General features: G+C 72.3%; 13 protein-coding genes. 3 read left to right on the top strand and 10 right to left on the bottom strand.

The genetic code is table 11. The features are described from left to right. Window positions 1-1,788: a gamma-glutamyltransferase family protein gene (locus tag SM452_RS08655; protein WP_355509284.1), complete on the top strand. Its 1,788-nt coding sequence runs from the start codon at window positions 1-3 to the stop codon at window positions 1,786-1,788. Window positions 1,789-1,922: 134 nt separating this feature from the next. Here SM452_RS08655 and sthA read toward each other — a convergent pair whose 3' ends face one another. Further along, window positions 1,923-3,326 carry a Si-specific NAD(P)(+) transhydrogenase gene (gene sthA, locus SM452_RS08650; protein ID WP_262015232.1) on the bottom strand — a complete coding sequence of 468 codons (1,404 nt, stop codon included), beginning with the start codon at window positions 3,324-3,326 and terminating at the stop codon, window positions 1,923-1,925. Between the two features lie 82 nt (window positions 3,327-3,408). Here sthA and SM452_RS08645 point away from each other — a divergent pair, with 82 nt between their 5' ends. Further along, window positions 3,409-4,887 carry a M1 family metallopeptidase gene (locus SM452_RS08645; protein WP_463839664.1) on the top strand — a complete coding sequence of 493 codons (1,479 nt, stop codon included), beginning with the start codon at window positions 3,409-3,411 and terminating at the stop codon, window positions 4,885-4,887. A 45-nt stretch (window positions 4,888-4,932) separates the two neighbouring features. Here SM452_RS08645 and SM452_RS08640 read toward each other — a convergent pair whose 3' ends face one another. Further along, entirely contained in the window at window positions 4,933-6,306 is a 1,374-nt protein-coding gene (locus SM452_RS08640; RefSeq protein ID WP_463839663.1) for a glycosyl hydrolase family 18 protein, read from the bottom strand. Window positions 6,307-6,448: 142 nt separating this feature from the next. Between SM452_RS08640 and SM452_RS08635 the strand changes: the two genes are divergently transcribed. Continuing rightward, window positions 6,449-7,693: an ROK family transcriptional regulator gene (locus tag SM452_RS08635; RefSeq protein WP_262015229.1), complete on the top strand. Its 1,245-nt coding sequence runs from the start codon at window positions 6,449-6,451 to the stop codon at window positions 7,691-7,693. Window positions 7,694-7,718: 25 nt separating this feature from the next. Here the strand turns inward: SM452_RS08635 and SM452_RS08630 are convergent, their stop codons facing one another. The 8 genes from SM452_RS08630 to SM452_RS08595 all read right to left on the bottom strand — a co-directional run bounded on the left by SM452_RS08630 (window position 7,719) and on the right by SM452_RS08595 (window position 17,199). Further along, window positions 7,719-9,131, bottom strand: coding sequence for a GH1 family beta-glucosidase (locus SM452_RS08630; RefSeq protein ID WP_463839662.1), 1,413 nt, complete (start codon window positions 9,129-9,131; stop codon window positions 7,719-7,721). A 39-nt stretch (window positions 9,132-9,170) separates the two neighbouring features. Further along, the gene (locus SM452_RS08625; RefSeq protein ID WP_262015227.1) at window positions 9,171-10,178 is read right to left on the bottom strand and encodes an ABC transporter ATP-binding protein; all 1,008 of its coding nucleotides are present in this window, start codon (window positions 10,176-10,178) and stop codon (window positions 9,171-9,173) included. Continuing rightward, complete coding sequence (locus SM452_RS08620; RefSeq protein WP_355512210.1) at window positions 10,175-11,221, bottom strand: ABC transporter permease; 1,047 nt, start codon at window positions 11,219-11,221, stop codon at window positions 10,175-10,177. Before SM452_RS08620 ends, SM452_RS08625 begins: the two co-directional genes overlap by 4 nt. A 3-nt stretch (window positions 11,222-11,224) precedes the next feature. Further along, window positions 11,225-12,202, bottom strand: coding sequence for an ABC transporter permease (locus SM452_RS08615; protein WP_269696953.1), 978 nt, complete (start codon window positions 12,200-12,202; stop codon window positions 11,225-11,227). Then, window positions 12,199-13,308, bottom strand: coding sequence for an ABC transporter ATP-binding protein (locus tag SM452_RS08610; RefSeq protein ID WP_357210572.1), 1,110 nt, complete (start codon window positions 13,306-13,308; stop codon window positions 12,199-12,201). The genes SM452_RS08615 and SM452_RS08610 overlap by 4 nt, the downstream gene beginning before the upstream one ends. An 86-nt stretch (window positions 13,309-13,394) precedes the next feature. Beyond that, complete coding sequence (locus SM452_RS08605; RefSeq protein ID WP_262015223.1) at window positions 13,395-15,071, bottom strand: ABC transporter substrate-binding protein; 1,677 nt, start codon at window positions 15,069-15,071, stop codon at window positions 13,395-13,397. 118 nt (window positions 15,072-15,189) lie between these two features. Continuing rightward, the gene (locus tag SM452_RS08600) at window positions 15,190-16,248 is read right to left on the bottom strand and encodes a LacI family DNA-binding transcriptional regulator (protein WP_355512205.1); all 1,059 of its coding nucleotides are present in this window, start codon (window positions 16,246-16,248) and stop codon (window positions 15,190-15,192) included. 228 nt (window positions 16,249-16,476) lie between these two features. Continuing rightward, window positions 16,477-17,199 carry an FkbM family methyltransferase gene (locus tag SM452_RS08595; protein ID WP_262015323.1) on the bottom strand — a complete coding sequence of 241 codons (723 nt, stop codon included), beginning with the start codon at window positions 17,197-17,199 and terminating at the stop codon, window positions 16,477-16,479. Window positions 17,200-17,274: the final 75 nt, after the last annotated feature.

Below are 17,274 nucleotides of genomic sequence, written 5' to 3'. Positions count from 1 at the left end.
ATGACGTTCACCACCCGGCCGACGCTGCGCGGCACGTTCGGCATGGTCTCGTCCACGCACTGGCTGGCCAGCCAGTCCGCGATGGGTGTGCTGGAACGCGGCGGCAACGCCTTCGACGCCGCTGTCGCCGCCGGGTTCGTGCTGCACGTCGTGGAGCCGCACCTCAACGGCCCGGCCGGTGAGGTGCCCGCGATCCTCGCCACCGCGACCGACCCCACCCCGCGGGTGCTCTGCGGCCAGGGCCCCGCGCCGGCGGCCGCGACTGTGGCGCACTTCCGGTCGCTCGGCCTGGACCTCGTGCCGGGCGCCGGCCCGCTCGCCGCGGTCGTGCCGGGCGCCGTCGACGCCTGGCTGTTGCTGCTGCGCGACCACGGCACCCGCACGCTCGCCGAGGTGCTGGAACCGGCGATCGGCTACGCCGCCGCCGGCCACCCGCTGGTCGGCGCCGCCGGGCAGACCGTCGCGCGGGTCCGGTCACTGTTCACCGACCACTGGCCGACCTCCGCGCGGCTCTGGCTCCGCGACGGCCGCCCGCCCGCGCCGGGGGAGATGGTCACCAACCCGGCGTACGCGGACACGCTGCGCCACCTCGTCGACGCGGGACGGGCCGCCGGTCCGGACCGGGAGGCGCAGATCGAGGCGGCCCGGCGCGCCTGGCGGGAGGGTTTCGTCGCCGAGGCGATCGACGCGTTCAGCCGGCTGCCGTTCCGTGACTCCAGCGGGCGTGCGCACGCCGGGCTGGTCACCGGCGACGACCTGGCCGGATGGTCGGCCACCTGGGAGGAACCGGTCACGCTGGACTGGCACGGGCACACGATCGCCAAGACCGGCTTCTGGGGCCAGGGCCCGGTGCTGCTCCAGACGCTCTCCATCCTGGACGCGCTCGACGACCCGCGTGTCCACGACCCGTCGAGCCTGGAGGGCATCCACGCGCAGGCCGAGGCGCTGAAGCTCGCGTTCGCCGACCGGGAGGCGTGGTACGGCGACACTGATGTTCCGGCCTCCGCGCTGCTGTCGGCCGAGTACGCCAGTGCGCGGGCCGGGCTGGTCGGCGACCGTGCCGACACGACGCTGCGCCCCGGCAGCCCGGCGGGCGAGCCGCCTCGGCTCCCGTCCCACCTGCGTGCCGACGCGGGTCGCGGGGCCGTCCCGCAGGATCCGAGCACCGGCGAACCCACGGTACGGGCGGACGGCGTGACCCGCGGCGACACCTGCCACGTCGACGTGGTGGACCGGTGGGGCAACATCATCTCCGCCACGCCCAGCGGCGGCTGGCTGCAGAGCTCACCCACCATTCCGGAGCTGGGCTTCCCGCTCGGCAGCCGGTTGCAGATGTGCTGGCTGGAGGAGGGGCTCGCCTCCACGCTGCGGCCGGGGCGTCGTCCGCGTACCACGCTCAGCCCGACTCTCGTGCTCCGCGACGGTGAGCCGGTGATGGCCTGCGGCACGCCCGGCGGCGACCAGCAGGACCAGTGGCAGCTGCTGTTCCTGCTGCGGCACCTGGCCGGCGGGCAGGAGTTGCAGGAGGCGATCGACGCCCCGACGTGGAACACCGCGAGTTTCCCGGCGTCGTTCTATCCGCGCGAGGTCGAGCCGGGCGTGCTGGTGCTGGAGGACCGGATCGACGCCGACGTGCTGTCCGGCCTGCGCGCCAGGGGCCACACCGTACGCCTGTCCGACCCGTGGAGCCTGGGCCGCATGTGCGCGGTGACCCGCGACCCGCGTACCGGGGTCCTGTCCGCCGCGGCGAATCCCCGAGGCGCCCAGGGCTACGCCACAGGCCGCTGACCGACCCTCCCGCCCTCTCTCCCCGTCGATCTTGCACTTGCTGCCCGGGCATAGTCGGCATAACGGGCGCGAGTCGGGCCGAAAGTGCAAGATCAACGAGGGCGGGGCGGGGCGGGGGGAGAGGGCAGGGTTCGTCAGGTGTCGATGCGGGTGATGTTGCGGATCTTGTTGGCGGCGTCCAGGGCGGCCACCTTGTACGCCTCGGCAAGCGTCGGGTAGTTGAAGACGGCGTCCAGCAGGTAGTCGACGGTGCCGCCGCACCCCATCACGGCCTGCCCGATATGGACGATCTCGGTGGCGCCGGTGCCGAACACGTGCACCCCGAGCAGCCGCCCGTCCTCGGGTGAGACCAGCAGCTTCAGCATCCCGTACGAGTCGCCGACGATCTGGCCCCGGGCCAGCTCCCGGTAGCGGGCGATGCCCACCTCGAACGGGACGGACGCATCCGTCAGCTCCTCCTCGGTCTTCCCGACGAAGCTGATCTCCGGAATGGTGTAGATGCCGATCGGTTGCAGGTCCGACATGCCGCGCGCCGGTTCGCCGCACGCGTGCTGGGCGGCCAGGCGGCCCTGTTCCATCGAGGTGGACGCCAGCGCGGGGAAGCCGATCACGTCACCGACGGCGTAGATGTTCTCGACGGCGGTGCGGTAGTCGGCGTCGACGGTGATCCGGCCCCGGTGGTCGGCGGTGAGCCCGGCCGCCTCCAGCGCGAGGTCGTCGGTCTGCCCCTGCCGGCCGGCGGAGTACATCACCGTGTCGGCGGCGATCTTCTTGCCGCTGCGCAGGACGCAGAGCGCGGCGCTGCGGTGCTTCTCCACGGCGGCCACCTCCTCGCCGAAGCGGAAGGTCACCGACAGGTCCCGCAGGTGGTACTTCAGGGATTCGACGATCTCCTCGTCGCAGAAGTCGAGCATCCGCGGGCGGCGCTCGACCACTGTCACCTTGGTGCCGAGCGCGGCGAACAGGGACGCGTACTCCATGCCGATCACCCCGGCGCCGACGACGACCATGCTGCGCGGGACGGCCTGGAGGTTGATGACGCCGTCGGAGTCGACGATGGTCCGGTCGTCGAAGTCGACGCTGTCCGGGCGGGCCGGGCGGGTGCCGGCCGCGATGACCGCCTTGTCGAAGCTGACCCGGGTCTCCCGGCCGGAGCCGGCGTCGACCCAGACGGAGTGGGCGTCGGCGAACCGGCCGGTGCCGGTGATCAGCGAGACCTTGTTGCGGGCCAGTTGGTTGCGGATGACGTCGGTCTGCCGGGTGATCACGTGCTGGGTGCGGGCGGCCAGGTCGGCGACGGTGATGTCCTCCTTGACCCGGTAGCTGCTGCCGTAGAGGTCACGCTGGCTGAGCCCGGTCAGGTAGAGGACCGCCTCGCGCAGCGTCTTGGACGGTACGGTGCCGGTGTTTATGCACACCCCGCCGAGCATGTCGCGGCGGTCCACGATCGCGACGCGGCGGCCCAGCTTCGCCGCGGCGATCGCCGCCTTCTGTCCACTCGGTCCGGAGCCCAGCACCAGCAGGTCGTAGTCATACACGAGCGCCAGCCTCGCAGGGTCTCGCAACCGGTGCCAGCCGAGACGCCCCCACGAAGATCGAAAACTGCCGTAGGGTGCGCTGATGCGCCGCCCCGTAACCCTGATCATGGTCCTCGGACCGCTGCTCGTCGCCGGGTGCACCACCGCTCCCGCCACCCCGGCCGCGACCCCCTCCGCCTCCACTCCGCCGAGCCCGACCGCGCCCGCCGTCGACTACGCCGCCTGGCAGGCGGGGCGGTCGACGCCGGTGGCCGACCCGGTCTATCCGGCCCGGGGCACCGATGCGCTGGACGTCCTGCACTACGACCTCGCGCTGGAGTGGGCGCCGTCGACCACCACCCTCACCGGCACCGCCACGCTGCGGATCCGGCCGGTGAAGGACGCGCCGAACCTGGTTCTCGACTTCATGCCCTACCAGCTCGACAGCGTCACGCTGGACGGCGCGACGGTTCCGGGCGCGGTGGCTAAGGAGAAGCTGACCGTGTCCGCCCCGGTGGTGGCGGACGAGCCGGTGACCCTGGTGGTCACCTACCACGGCCGGCCGAAGACGACCCCGATGCCGTCGCGCCGCAAGGACACCGAGGCCCTGGGTCTCACCGTCACCAAGGAGGGCGGCCTCTGGACCATGCAGGAGCCGTTCGGGGCGTTCACCTGGTATCCGGCGAACGACCAGCCGTCGGACGAGGCCCTCTACGACATCAAGGTGACAGTGCCGGCAGGCTGGTCCGCGATCGCCGGCGGCACGCCCGCCGGTCAGTCCGGCACCACGTTCAGCTACCGGAGCACCGACCCGGTCGCGACCTACCTGACCACGCTCGCGGTGGGGAAGTATCAGAAGCTGACCGCGGCGGGGCCGCGCGGCGTGCCGCTGACCTACTGGTACCGCAAGGGCGCGGACGACAAGCTGCTGCCGTACCTGAAGAAGTCCCCGCAGTACCTGGCCTGGCTGGAGAAGAAGTTCGGTCCGTACCCGTTCCCCTCCGGCGGCGTCGTGGTGGTGGACTCGGCGTCGGGCATGGAGACCCAGCAGATGATCACGATGGGCCGGAAGATCGAGAACACCGCGGCCCGCCGGGACCGCTGGGGCAGCGACCTGCTGCACGAGTACGCCCACCAGTGGTTCGGCAACTCGGTCACGCCCACCACCTGGACGGACCTGTGGCTGAACGAGGGCTGGGCGACGTACATCCAGGACCTGTACACCAAGGAGACGCAGAAGCTCAGCGAGGCCAGCCTGGACCGGTACCTGCGCGAGGGTGACGCCGTCCTGCGCAAGAAGCTGGGCCCGCCCGGCCGGCCCGACCCGAAGCGGTTCGCCGAGGGCAACGTCTACCTGTGCCCGGCGGCGATGCTGCGCGAGATCCACCGGACGGTCGGCGACAAGGCGTTCTTCGCGCTGGCCCGCGCCTGGGTCCAGGAGCAGCGCAACACGCCGCAGGACCGGACCTCGTTCATCGCCTTCGTCAACAAGCAGACCAGCCGGGACTTCACCGCGCTGATCAACGCCTGGCTGGACTCGCCGACCACGCCGAAGAAGATCGCCCCGAAGAAGATCGCCTGACCCGGCGCGGGGTCCCGCCCGTCCGGCGGGGCCCCGCGGCGCGTCTCAGCGGCCCTGGAGCGAGCGGACGTTGTCGCCGAACGTCCAGCCCTTCGACCCGTCCCAGTTGACCGACCAGGTCATCAGGCCCTTGAGGCGGCCCTGGTAGGTGTTCCACGCCTGGGCCACCAGTGCCGGGCTCATGTAGCCGCCGCCGGCGCCGACCTGCGCGGGCAGCCCGGGGACCTGCCGGTCGAGCGGTACGCGGACGGTGGTGCCCTGCACGACCAGGCCGGCGTCGAGGCAGTTGGTCTGCGCGACGAAACCGGCCACCGTGCCGGCCGGGTACGAGTCACCGGCGCAGCCGTACATCGAGCCGTTGTAGTACTGCATGTTCAGCCACCACAGCCGCCCGTTGTCGGCGTACTTCTTGACGATCGGCAGGTACGCGCCCCAGATCGAGCCGTAGGTGACGCTGCCTCCGGTGACGTACGCGGTCTCCGGGGCCATGGTGAGCCCGAAGCCGGCCGGCATCTGGGCCAGCACCCCGTCGATGATCCGGATCAGGTTGGCCTGCGAGGGGGAGAGCTGGTTGATGTTCCCGCTGCCGGTGAGGCCGGTCTCGATGTCGATGTCGATGCCGTCGAAGTTGTGCCGCTTGAGGATCGGTACGACGGTGGCGACGAACCGGTCGGCGACGGCGCTGGAGCTGAGGTCGATGCCGGCGGTGGCGCCGCCGATGGACAGCAGCACGGTGAGCCCGGCGGCCTTGGCCTGGCACACCTGCGCGGGGGTGGGCACCTTGACACCGGCGTCCATGCCGTCCTCCCAGAGCACGGTGCCGTCGGCGCGGATGACCGGGAACGCGGCGGTCACCACGTTGTAGCCGTGCCCGGTGATCCGGGAGTCGGTGACCGGGATCCAGCCGAGCCCGGGGTGCACGCCGTTCGCGGCGCCGTCCCAGTTCTCCCAGTAGCCCTGGAGCACCTTGCCGGCCGGCCGGGACCGCAGCGCGCAGGTGTCCCCGCCCGGCGTGGTCGGGCTGGACGACACAGTGGGCGTGGGCGTGGGCGTCCGCGTCGGGGAAGGGGAGGTGGAGGCGGAAGGGGTGGGCGACGGCGGCCGGGTGGTGGGGCTGGGCGACGGCGTGCCGCCGGTGCAGGCGCCGAGGTCGGTCCAGAGCGCCGGTACGGCGGCAGGGGTCCAGCCCGCGCCGGCCGGCGGGGTGTGCGTGACGAGCGCCTGGTAGAGCCGGCCGCCGTAGGTCGCGCGGCTGCCCGCGGTCCAGGTGACGCCCTCGGCCCAGGCCGGCGCGTCACACGCGACGAGCGCGCCGACGGCGCCGGTCGGTGTGGCGGCGGTGGCGGGCAGGGCGGCGGCGGTGGCGGCGAGCAGCGCGACGCCACCGAGCAGAGCGGTCATCCCACGTCCGAGTCGCATGACATACCTCCTCATCGATGCGCCGGAGGCTATCAGTTAACTTTGTTAAATGTAAATGCGGCGTACCCTGTCACCACCCCGTTCAGGGCATGAAGCAGGAACGAAAGCCGCCGGCGGGCGGCCGGGAAGGACGGCGGCGGACGTGGACGCCAGACGCACCACGGTGCGCGACATGCGCCGGGCCAACCGGTCGGTCCTGCTGACCCGGATCTGGCTGGACGGCCCGCTCAGCCGGCACGAACTGGGCCAGTCCACCGCGCTGAGCCTGGCCAGCGTCAGCAACCTGGTCGGCGAGATGATCAACGAGGGCCTGGTCGAGGAGGCCGGCTCGGTCGAGTCCGATGGCGGCCGCCCCCGCGTGCTGCTGCGCGTCGCGCCCGGCTACGGCTACCTGGTCGGCGCCGACGTCGGCGAGACCCGCGTCCAGGTGGAGTTGTTCGACCTGAGCATGACCGCGCTGGCCAAGGCGGAGTACCCGATCACGGCGGCCGATCCCGACCCCGAGCGGGTCGCCGCGCACCTGCGGCACGGCCTCGCCGCCGTCACCGAGCAGGCGGGCGTCGACCCGGCCGCGGTGCTCGGCTTCGGCGTCGCCGTCGCCGGCACCGTCGAGCGCACCGCCGACGCCGTCGTGCACGCCCAGACGCTCGGCTGGGACGGCGTGCCGCTCGGCGCGATGCTGCGCGCCGGCACCGACGTACCGGTGCACGTGGACAACGGCGCGAAGACGCTCGGCCAGGCCGAGATGTGGTTCGGCGCCGGCCGCGGCGTCCGGCACGCGGTGGTCGCCCTGGTCGGCTCCGGCGTCGGCGCGAGCGTGGTCGCCGACGGCGTCGGCTACCGCGGCGCGCACAGCAGCGCCGGGGAGTGGGGCCACACCACCATCGTGTACGGGGGCCGCCGCTGCCGCTGCGGCAACCTCGGCTGCCTGGAGGCGTACGTGGGCGCGGAGGCGGTGCTGGACCGGTTCCGCCAGGCCAACCGGGGCCGCCCGGCACCCGGCGCGGACGAGGAGACCGCCTTCGGTGAGCTGCTGCGCTCCACCGGCAGCACCGCCGCGAAGGTGATCGACGAGACGGTCGGCTACCTCGGTGCCGGGGTGGCGAACCTGGTCAACCTGTTCAACCCGGAGCGGGTGGTGCTCGGCGGCTGGGCCGGGCTGGCCCTGGGCGAACGGCACCTGCCCGCGATCCGTGAGGCGACCGCGCGGCACGCGCTGCGCCAGCCGTACGCGCAGACCTCGATCGAGCTGTGCCGGCTCGGACCGGACGCGGTCGCGATGGGCGCGGCCACCCTGCCGATGACCCGGCTGCTGCGCGACGGCGGCGTGGCCCGCGACCCGGCCGCCCGCCCGAGTCCGGCGTGGGGGCAAGGCCGGCGCCACTGACCGGCCCGGCCCCCACGCTGGAGCGTCAGCGTTGCCCGCGGACCCGCCGCACGGTGTCCCGGTACCACAGCGCGCTGCGCTTGGGAGTGCGGCGCTGCGTGTCGTAGTCGACCCGGACGATGCCGAACCGCTTGTCGTAGCCGTACGCCCACTCGAAGTTGTCCAGCAGCGACCAGGCGAAGTAGCCGCGTACGTCGGCGCCGGCCGCCCGGGCCCGGGCCACCGCCCGCAGGTGCTCGGTGAGGAAGCCGACCCGGTCGTCGTCGTTGACGAACCCGTCGGCGTCCGGCTCGTCGTCGAACGCGGCGCCGTTCTCGGTGATCACCATGGGCGTGCCCGGGTAGTCGCGGTGCAGGCGGACCAGCAGGTCGGTGAAGGACTCCGGCACGATCTCCCAGTCCATCGCGGTACGTGGCAGGTCACGGCGGACCACCCGGCGTACCGGCTTGCCGTCGTCGTCGCGGTCCCGGCCCTGCTCGTCCACGCCGGAGTGCAGCTGCCCGAAGTAGTAGTTGACCCCGAGCACGTCGATGGGGGTGGCGATGACGTCCAGGTCGCCCTCCTCGACGGGGATGCGTACCCCCTCGGCGGCCAGGTCCGCGACCACGTCCTGCGGGTACTCCCCGCGCAGCACCGGGTCGAGGTACAGCCGGTTGGCCAGCCCGTCGGCGGCCCGCGCCGCGTCCCGGTCCGCAGCGCTGTCGGTCGCCGGGTCGGCGGTGGACAGGTTCAGCGTCAGGCCCAGCTCGATCGGGGAGCGGGCCGCCTCGCGCAGCCGCCGCGTCGCCAGCCCGTGCCCGAGCAGCAGGTGGTGGGCCGCGGCGATGCCGTCACCAAGGTTCCGCCGGCCCGGAGCGTGGTCGCCGTAGGCGTACCCGAGCATCGCCGAGCACCACGGCTCGTTGAGCGTGGTCCAGGTGCGGACCCGGTCGCCGAGCGCGGCGAAGACCAGCTCCGCGTAGTCGGCGAACCGGTACGCGGTGTCCCGGTTCGGCCAGCCGCCCGCGTCCTCCAGTTCCTGCGGCAGGTCCCAGTGGTAGAGCGTCACCCACGGCTCGACGCCCCGGCCGAGCAGCTCGTCCACCAGCCGGTCGTAGAAGGCCAGCCCGGCCACGTTCGCCGGGCCGCGCCCGCCCGGCTGCACCCGCGGCCAGGCCACCGAGAACCGGTACGTGTCCAGTCCCAGGTCGGCGATGAGCGCGACGTCCTGCGGCATCCGGTGGTAGTGGTCGCACGCCACGTCGCCGTTGTCGCCGTTCGCCACCGCGCCCGGCACCCGGCAGAACGTGTCCCAGATGGACGGGGTGCGGCCGTCGGAGGCCACCGCGCCCTCGATCTGGTACGACGACGTCGCCACCCCCCACCGGAAGGTCGGCGGCAGCGTGTCGATCGGGTCCGCGCCGGCGACCGACGACGGGCGGGTGAGATCGGTGTCCATGGTTCTCCTCGCGGGTAGCGGGTGGTGGTGTCGGGCGGGTCAGCGGGACAGGGGCGCGACGGCCGGGTGCAGCCGGCACGCGACGGCCCGCGCCGGGTCGTCGACGCGCGGGGCGCCGAGCACCGGCACCTGCTCGTCGCACCCGTCGAACGCCTTCGGGCAGCGGGGATGGAACGCGCAGCCGGACGGCATGGCGCGCAGGTCCGGCGGGGAGCCGGGGATGCCGGTCAGCTCGCGGCGCGGTCCGTGCAGCGCCGGGAACGAGTGCAGCAACCCCTCGGTGTACGGGTGCAGCGGTTCCCGGTACAGCCGGGCGGCGGGGGCCTCCTCGACGATCCGGCCGCCGTACATGATCGCGATCCGGTCGGAGAACTCGACAAGCAGCGACAGGTCGTGGGTGATGAACAGCACCGCGAAGCCGAGGCGTTCGCGCAGCTCGGCGAGCTGGCCGAGGATCTGCCGCTGCATCACCACGTCCAGCGCGGTGGTCGGCTCGTCCATGATGACCACCTGCGGTTCCAGCGCCAGCGCCATCGCGATCATGACCCGTTGCCGCATGCCGCCGGAGAGCTGGTGCGGGTAGCTGTCCAGCCGGTCGGCGGAGATGCCGACCAGGCGCAGCAGATCCTTGGCCCGGGCCGACCGGCTCGCCGCCGTGCTCTTCGGCTCGTGTGCCCGGATCACGTCGAGCAGTTGGGTGGAGACCTTGTGCACCGGGTTCAGCGAGTTCATCGCGCCCTGGAACACGATCGACGTCTCCGCCCAGCGGAACGCGCGCAGCTTCGCCGGGCTGAGCGTGAGCACGTCGACCGGCGGGCCGTCGGCCGGGTGGTAGATGACCTGGCCGCCGCTGACCACGCCGGGCGGGGGCAGCAGCCGGGTCAGCCCGTAGGCGAGCGTGGACTTGCCGCTGCCGCTCTCCCCGGCCAGGCCGAGCACCTCGCCGCGGTGCAGCGTCAGGTCGACGTCGCGGACCGCCCGGACCGCGTCCGCGCCGACGCCGTAGTCGACGCACAGCCCGCGGATCTCCAGCACCTGGTCGCTCATGAGGTCGCGTCCTCTCGGATGGGGTCCGCCGGCCGCTGCATCGGGACCGGCGCCGGGTTCGGCGCGAGGACCGGGGTGAATCCGACGCGCATCGCGACGGTGCGCCCGTCGGCGGTACGGATCCGGGTCCGGCCGCCGGTGCGCAGCCGAGGGCTGACGAACTCGTCGATGCCGAAGTTGATCAGCGCCAGCGCGGTGCCGAGCAGCGCGATGGCCAGCCCGGCCGGGACGAACCACCACCAGGCGCCCTGCGCCAGCGCCTGCTGTCCCTGCGCCCAGAACAGGATCGTGCCCCAGTTCCACGACGACACCGACGAGACGCCGATGAACGCCAGGGTGATCTCCGACATCACCGCGAAGATGACGGTGCCGACGAAGCCGGAGGCGATGATCGCGGTCAGGTTGGGCAGGATCTCGAAGCCGATGATCCGCCAGGTCCGCTCGCCGGTGGCCCGTGCCGCCTCGACGTAGTCGCGGCGGCGCAACGACAGCGTCTGGGCGCGCAGCACCCGGGCGCCCCACGCCCACGACGTGAGGCCGATGATGAGCGCCACGAGCATGTCGCTGGCCTGGTCGACCAGGGACGTGACGATGATGATCAGCGGCAGCGCCGGGATCACCAGGAACACGTTCGACACCGCCGACAGGCCCTCGTCGGCTGCGCCGCCCAGGTAGCCGGCGGTCACGCCGATGAGGACGGACAGGATCGTGGCGAGCACGCCGGCGATCAGGCCCACCACCATCACGCTGCGCGCGCCGACCAGGATCTGGCTGAAGATGTCCTGCCCGAGGTGGGTGGTGCCGAACCAGTGCCGGGCCGAGGGCGCCTGGAGCACGTCGGCGCTGCGGGCGTCCGGGTCGTACGGCGCGATCCACGGTCCGATCACCGCCAGGAGCACGTACACCCCGAGGATGGCGAGGCCGGTCGCGGCCTTGGCGTTGGCGACGAAGCGGAACCGGCGGCGGCGGGCCCGGGCCGACGGCTGCGCCATCGCCCCCTGGCCGGGGATGACCTGCTCGATGCTGGACGGGGAGAGTGTCATCGCTCAGCTCTTTCGGGTCCGCGGGTCGAGGAGCAGGTACGCCACATCGGCGAGCAGGTTCGCCACCAGCACGGAGATCGTGATGATCAGGAAGATGCCCTGCATCAGCGGGTAGTCCTTCGATCCCACCGCCTGGAAGAGCTGGAACCCCAGACCCGGGTACGAGAAGACGATCTCCACGAGCAGCGTGCCGCCGACGATGAAACCGAGCGACAGCGCGAACCCGGACACGTTGGGAAGCAGCGCGTTGCGGGCGGCGTAGCTGAGCGCCACCCGGCGCTCGGACAGCCCCTTGGCGTGCGCCACGGTGATGTAGTCCTCGCTGGCGACGGTCACCATCATGTTGCGCATGCTGAGGATCCAGCCGCTCATCGACGACACCAGGATGGTCGCCGCGGGCAGGATGCTGTGCTGGATCGCGCTCGGCACGAAGTACGCGTCGAACGCCGGCACCAGGCCCGGCTCGTAGCCGCCGGAGGAGGGGAAGAAGCTGCCCGGTCCGGCGAACAGCGCGATCGCGACCAGGCCCAGCCAGAAGTACGGGATCGAGGACAGGAACGTGGTGGCCGGCAGCAGCCCGTCGATCCACGAGCCGCGCCGCCAGCCGGCGCCGACGCCGAGCGCGGTGCCGAGCAGGAAGCTGACGATCGTGGTGACGCCGACCAGGCCGACCGTCCACGGCAGGCTGCTCCCGATCACCTCCGACACCGGGGCGGGGAAGAACGTGAACGACAGGCCCAGGTCGCCGCGCAGGAGCTGCCCCCAGTAGGCGACGTACTGCTCCCACAGCGAACGGTCGGAGTCCAGCCCGAACAGCACCCGCAGCGACGCGATCGCGTCGGCGCTGATCCGGCCCTGGTTGCGGGAGATCAGCGACTGCACCGGGTCGCCCGGCACCATCCGCGGGATGAAGAAGTTGAGCGTGATCGCCGCCCAGGCGGTGAACAGGTAGAAGGCCACGCGTTGCAGGAGGAACCTCATCGGGCCGCCTCCGTTCCGGCTGCGGCCACGTCGGTTCCGGTCCTCGCCGCCGCCACGGTCTCGACGTCGTACAGCCAGCAGGCCGCCCAGTGGCCCGGCGCGTCGTCGACCGGGATCGGCGGCGGCAGGTCGGTGGCGCAGCGCGGCATGGCCGCCGGGCAGCGCGGGTGGAACCGGCACCCGGCCGGCGGGCGGATCAGGCTGGGCGGCTCGCCGTGCCCCCGCTCACCCGCCGCCGCGCCGTCGCCGCCCGCGCCGGTGATCCGCTCCGGGTCCGGCGCCGATTCGATCAGCAACCGGGTGTACGGGTGGGCCGGGCGCTGGGTGACCGTCTCGCTGTCGCCGCCCTCGACCATCCGCCCGGCGTACATGACGATCGTCTCGTCGGCGAAGTAGCGGGCCGAGGCGATGTCGTGGGTGATGTAGAGGATCGCCAGGTCGAGCCGGTCCTTGAGGTCCTGGAGCAGGTTGAGCACGCCGAGGCGGATCGAGACGTCGAGCATGGACACCGGCTCGTCGGCGAGCAGCACCTCGGGGTCGGCGCCGAGCGCCCGCGCGATCGCGACGCGCTGGCGCTGCCCGCCGGACAGCTCGTGCGGGAACGCGTCCAGGTAGCGCTCCGGCGGGGTGAGCGCGACCCGGGTCAGCAGGTCGGCCAGCGCCTTCTCCAGCCCGTCCGGCCCGGCCCCGGCGTTGCCGTGGATGCGCAGCGACCGGGTCAGGTGGTAGCGGACCGTGTGCACCGGGTTCAGCGAGGCGAACGGGTCCTGCAGGATCAGCTGCACCCGGCGCACGTACGCCCGGAACCGGCGCCCGCCGCGTACCCGGGTCGATTCGCCGTGCAGCCGGATGTCGCCGGCGGTGCGCGGGTAGAGCTGGGCCAGCAGCCGGGCGACTGTGGACTTGCCCGAGCCGGACTCGCCGACGAGCGCTGTCACCCGGCCACGGCGCAGCGCGATCGATACGTCGTCGACGGCGTGCACCACCGCCGGGGTGCGGGAGAGGAGGTCACGCAGCCGCCGGCGGACGGGGAAGTGCTTGGTCAGGCCGACGGCCTCCAGCACCACCTCGTCGGCCGGCGCCGGTGCGCTCTCGGTCAACGTCATGCCGCATTCCTGTCTGGGGTTGCCGAAGCGAGGGGCGGGCGCCGCCGGCCCGGCCGGGCGATCGTGGCCGGGCCGGCGGCACCGGGTCAGCCGTTGGCCGGCTTGAGGTGCAGCACCACGTCCACCGCGTTGGGCTGGGTGGGCTGGAGAGCGCCGTACGGGTTCGAGTCGTCCGGCCAGCCGGTCCAGTTCTTCGTGCTGTACGCGCCGCCGATGTTGTCCGCGCCGACCGGGATCATCGGCACCTGCTCGACGAAGATCTTCTGCAGAGTGGCCAGCGCGGTGGTACGGGCGGCGTCGTCGGTGGCGTTGGCGTACGACACCAGCGCGTCGGTGGCCTCCTTGCTCTGGAACCGGCCGAAGTTACCCGCCGGGGAGGCGGTGCCGACCGGCTTGAGCACGCGGCCGTCCATGATGGTCCGGTAGATGTCGTACGGCGTGGCGCCGCTCTCGGTCCACCGGAACGTGGCCTCGAAGTTGCCCTGCTCGACGTTGCGGAACCAGGCGTCCTGGTTGGCCTTGTCGACGGTGGCCGCGATGCCGATCTTCGCCAGGTTGCCCTTCACGATCTCCAGGCTGGTCTGGTAGTCGGACCAGCCGGCCGGGTCGGTGAGCCGGATCGTGACCGGCTTGCCGCTGCGGTCCTTCAGCGTGTTGCCGTCGAGCTTGTAGCCGGCGCCGGTGAGCAGCGCCTTGGCGCCCTCGACGTCGACCTTGTGCTCCTGGCCCTTGTACTCGGGTGCGATGAACGAGTCACCGGCCGGGCTGGGCAGGCCGGTCACGCTCTTGACCTCGGGGTGGAAGTAGCCGGCCTCGGCGGTGGTGAAGATGTCCGCCCGGTCGATCACCATGTTCATCGCCTTGCGCAGCGTCGGGTCGTCGAACGGCTTCTTCGTGGTGTTCAGGTAGAGGCCGTGGATGCCCAGCACCGGCGGCGCCCACATCTTGTGGTTCTTCTGGTCCTTCGCCACGAACACGGTCTGGTAGTTCGGGATGAAGACGAAGCTCCACTCCGACTCGCCGTTGGCGAGCGCGGTGGTCTGCGCGCTGTTGTCGGTGTACGACGTGTACCGCAGTTCCTTGACCTTCGGCGCGTCCTGCCAGTAGCCGCTGTCGCGTACCGCGAGCGTCATGCTCGCCGGGGTGAACGACTTCAGCGTGTACGGGCCGCTGCCGACCGGCTGCTTCACCGGGTCGGTGGCCGGGTCGGCGATCTTCTCCCACAGGTGCTTCGGCACGATCGGCACCCGCCACAGCACCTTCTGCTGGTTGACGAACTGCGGGCTGGCCATCGAGATGGTGACCTCGTTGCCGCTGGCCACGGCGTCGGTGTACGGCACGCCCTGGTCGTTGAGGGCCGGGAACTTCTTCACCAGGTTGTAGGTGAACGCGACGTCCTCGGCGGTGACCTTCTGCCCGTCGGACCAGGTGGCGTTCTCCCGGATGGTCACCTTGACCGTCTTGTAGTCCGACGACCACTCGGCCTTGGTGGCCAGCCACGGCTTGAACGGCTCGGCCGGCTTGACCGGGTTCCACATCATCAGCGGCTCGTAGATCTGCCACCGGTAGCCGAGCGACGCGGCGGCCGAGGTGGTGAGGAACGGGTTGTTGTTCTCCGCCTGCGGGCCGTTGGGCATGCCGACGTTCAGCACTGTCGCGGCCTGGCCGCTCTTCTTGTTCGCGTTCGGGCTGTCGCCGCAGGCGGCGGCGCCGGTGACCATCGCGCCGGCCAGCGCGAGGGCGAGGAGTTGCCGTCTTCTCATGGAGGTCTCCCTCGGTGGTCCCGCATTCGTCGGGCGGGATGTGGTGGATGGAGGGTGTGCGGTGGTGCCACCGGCGGGCGGGCCCGCCGGCGTGGTCGCCGGTACGGCGGGGGTGGGGTCAGGTGTCGCGGGTGCCCGTCGGCTCCCGCGCGTCTGTCGAGTCCGGTGCGGTCGGGTCGCTTGTGGTCGTCGAGTCGCGGGCGGTGAAGCCGGTGGGGATGACGGTCGGGGTGTCCGGCAGCGGCGTGCCGGCGAGGTGGCCGATGAGCAGGCGGGCCGCGGCCGTACCCATCTCCCGCAGCGGTTGGCGCACGGAGCTCAGCGGAGGGTGGGTGTGCCCGGCCAGCGGAAGGTCGTCGAAGCCGACCACCGCCACGTCCTGCGGGACGCGCCGCCCGGCGTCGCGCAGCGCCTGCAACGCCCCGGCCGCCGACAGGTCGTTGTGGGCGAAGACGGCGTCGAACGGTACGCCGTCGGCGAGCAGCCGCCGCACCGCCGCACGCCCGCACTCGAAGGTGAAGTCGCCCTCCACCACCCGGTCCGGCTCGACCGGTACGCCCGCGTCGGCGTAGGCGCCGGCGAACCCGGCGAGCCGTTCCCGGGTGCAGCCGAAGCGGCGCAGGCCGGTGACGACGAGCGGCCGGCGCCGGCCGAGTGCCAGCAGGTGCGTGGCGGCGGCCCGCGCGCCCGCCTCGTTCGTGGTCCGCACCGACGGGAAGCCGGGCTGGTGGCCCCGGTCGTCGATGAGGATCACCGGCAGGCCGCGCCGGTGCAGCTCGGTGATGTAGTCGAGCGTCCCCTCGGGTTCGACCACGAGCAGGCCGTCGAACGACTTGGCCGAGACCTGGGAGGCGAACCGGCGCATCGACTCGTCGCCGTGGGTGCAGGTGAACAGCAGCATGCCGTAGCCGGCGGCCTCGACCACGTCGGCCGCGCCCTGGAGCACCTCGCCCATCCAGGGCCAGGTCAGCGCCGGGACCAGCATCCCGACCACCCGGGTACGGCCTCGGGCCAGCCCGACCGCGCGGGCGCTCGGCACGTACCCGAGGTCGCTGATCACGGCGCGGACCCGGTCGGCGGTGCGCATGTGCACCTCGCCCTTGCCGTTCAGCACCCGGGAGACCGTCGTCTTGCTCACCCCGGCGCGGGTGGCGACGTCGGCGATGGTGATCGGCACGTGACGCTCCCGGGTCGCAGGGATGAGCGGGGTGTTTCGGAACCGGTTGCGGAAGCGGTTCCGTGGCAGTCAATCCAAGTGGCGCGGCTCACGTCAATCACAGATGAGTAACGATGTACTGCTAAGTTCGAGCCTTGAAAAAAGTGCCCGGGCTGCGTCTCCGCCGATTACGGCGATGAGCAGGGTCGATGCCTTGGTTCTCCGTCGACGGCAGTCCGAAATGGACGCTCAGGGGCGGGCGTACACGTCCCCGGAGTTGGCCTCGTCCGGCAGCGTGCGCAGGTACGCGGCCACAGCGGCGGCCTGACGCCAGCCGGGCAGCGCGAACTCCATCTCGTCACCGATCGCCACGGTGAACCGGGTGAAGCCGAGCGCGGTGAGCCGGTCCAGGCAGCGCGCCGCCGCCACCCGCGCGATGGTGGTGAACTCGAACGACAGCGCCGGGACCGGCCGGCTCAGCCCGGCCAGTACGGCGTCCTCGAAGCCCTCCACGTCGATCTTCACGAACGCCGGAACGCCGTACGCGGCCACGAGTACGTCCAGCGTGGTGCCGGGCACCACGATCTGCGCGTCCCAGGTCTCGCCCGCCCAGCCGGGCGCCCCGTCGGCGGCGCGGACGAACCCGGGGGAGGCGGTGGAGACCGTCGGGTTGGCCGAGTTCACGTGCAGTCGCACCGGCCCGGCGGTACGCCCGCAGGCCGCCTCCACCACTGTCACGCCGTCGTCGCCCGCGTGCATCTCGCGCAGTACCCGGGCGCACAGCGGCTGCGGCTCGACCGCCACCACGCGCGCACCGAGGCGGCGGAAGCTGCCCAGCCGGTCGCCCACGTGCGCGCCCACGTCGAAGACCAGGTCGCCGGCGCGGACCAGCGGGGCGTAGAACGCGTCGAGGGCGGCCTCGCGTGCCGGGTCGCCGTGATAGAAGTCCAGCGACCGGCGCAGACCGGACATCGCCGGGTCCGCCTTGAGCGCCTCGATCACCCCGTCCCGCACCCCTCGACGCTAGCCAGCGCCGCGCTGGTGCGA

The organism is Micromonospora sp. SYSU B005, assembly GCF_055362685.1.
Note: the sequence above shows the minus strand (reverse complement) of the source record. Positions and strands in the feature narration are given on the sequence as shown.

What these genes read in the sequence shown, in the direction of transcription:
- SM452_RS08595 (WP_262015323.1), bottom strand. Translation starts at nt 17,199, where the DNA reads ATGTCCGGTCTGCGCCGGTCGCTGGACTTCTATCACGGCGACCCGGCA.
- SM452_RS08640 (WP_463839663.1), bottom strand. Translation starts at nt 6,306, where the DNA reads ATGCGACTCGGACGTGGGATGACCGCTCTGCTCGGTGGCGTCGCGCTG.
- SM452_RS08645 (WP_463839664.1), top strand. Translation starts at nt 3,409, where the DNA reads ATGCGCCGCCCCGTAACCCTGATCATGGTCCTCGGACCGCTGCTCGTC.
- SM452_RS08630 (WP_463839662.1), bottom strand. Translation starts at nt 9,131, where the DNA reads ATGGACACCGATCTCACCCGCCCGTCGTCGGTCGCCGGCGCGGACCCG.
- SM452_RS08655 (WP_355509284.1), top strand. Translation starts at nt 1, where the DNA reads ATGACGTTCACCACCCGGCCGACGCTGCGCGGCACGTTCGGCATGGTC.
- SM452_RS08615 (WP_269696953.1), bottom strand. Translation starts at nt 12,202, where the DNA reads ATGAGGTTCCTCCTGCAACGCGTGGCCTTCTACCTGTTCACCGCCTGG.
- SM452_RS08625 (WP_262015227.1), bottom strand. Translation starts at nt 10,178, where the DNA reads ATGAGCGACCAGGTGCTGGAGATCCGCGGGCTGTGCGTCGACTACGGC.
- SM452_RS08620 (WP_355512210.1), bottom strand. Translation starts at nt 11,221, where the DNA reads ATGACACTCTCCCCGTCCAGCATCGAGCAGGTCATCCCCGGCCAGGGG.
- SM452_RS08605 (WP_262015223.1), bottom strand. Translation starts at nt 15,071, where the DNA reads ATGAGAAGACGGCAACTCCTCGCCCTCGCGCTGGCCGGCGCGATGGTC.
- SM452_RS08610 (WP_357210572.1), bottom strand. Translation starts at nt 13,308, where the DNA reads ATGACGTTGACCGAGAGCGCACCGGCGCCGGCCGACGAGGTGGTGCTG.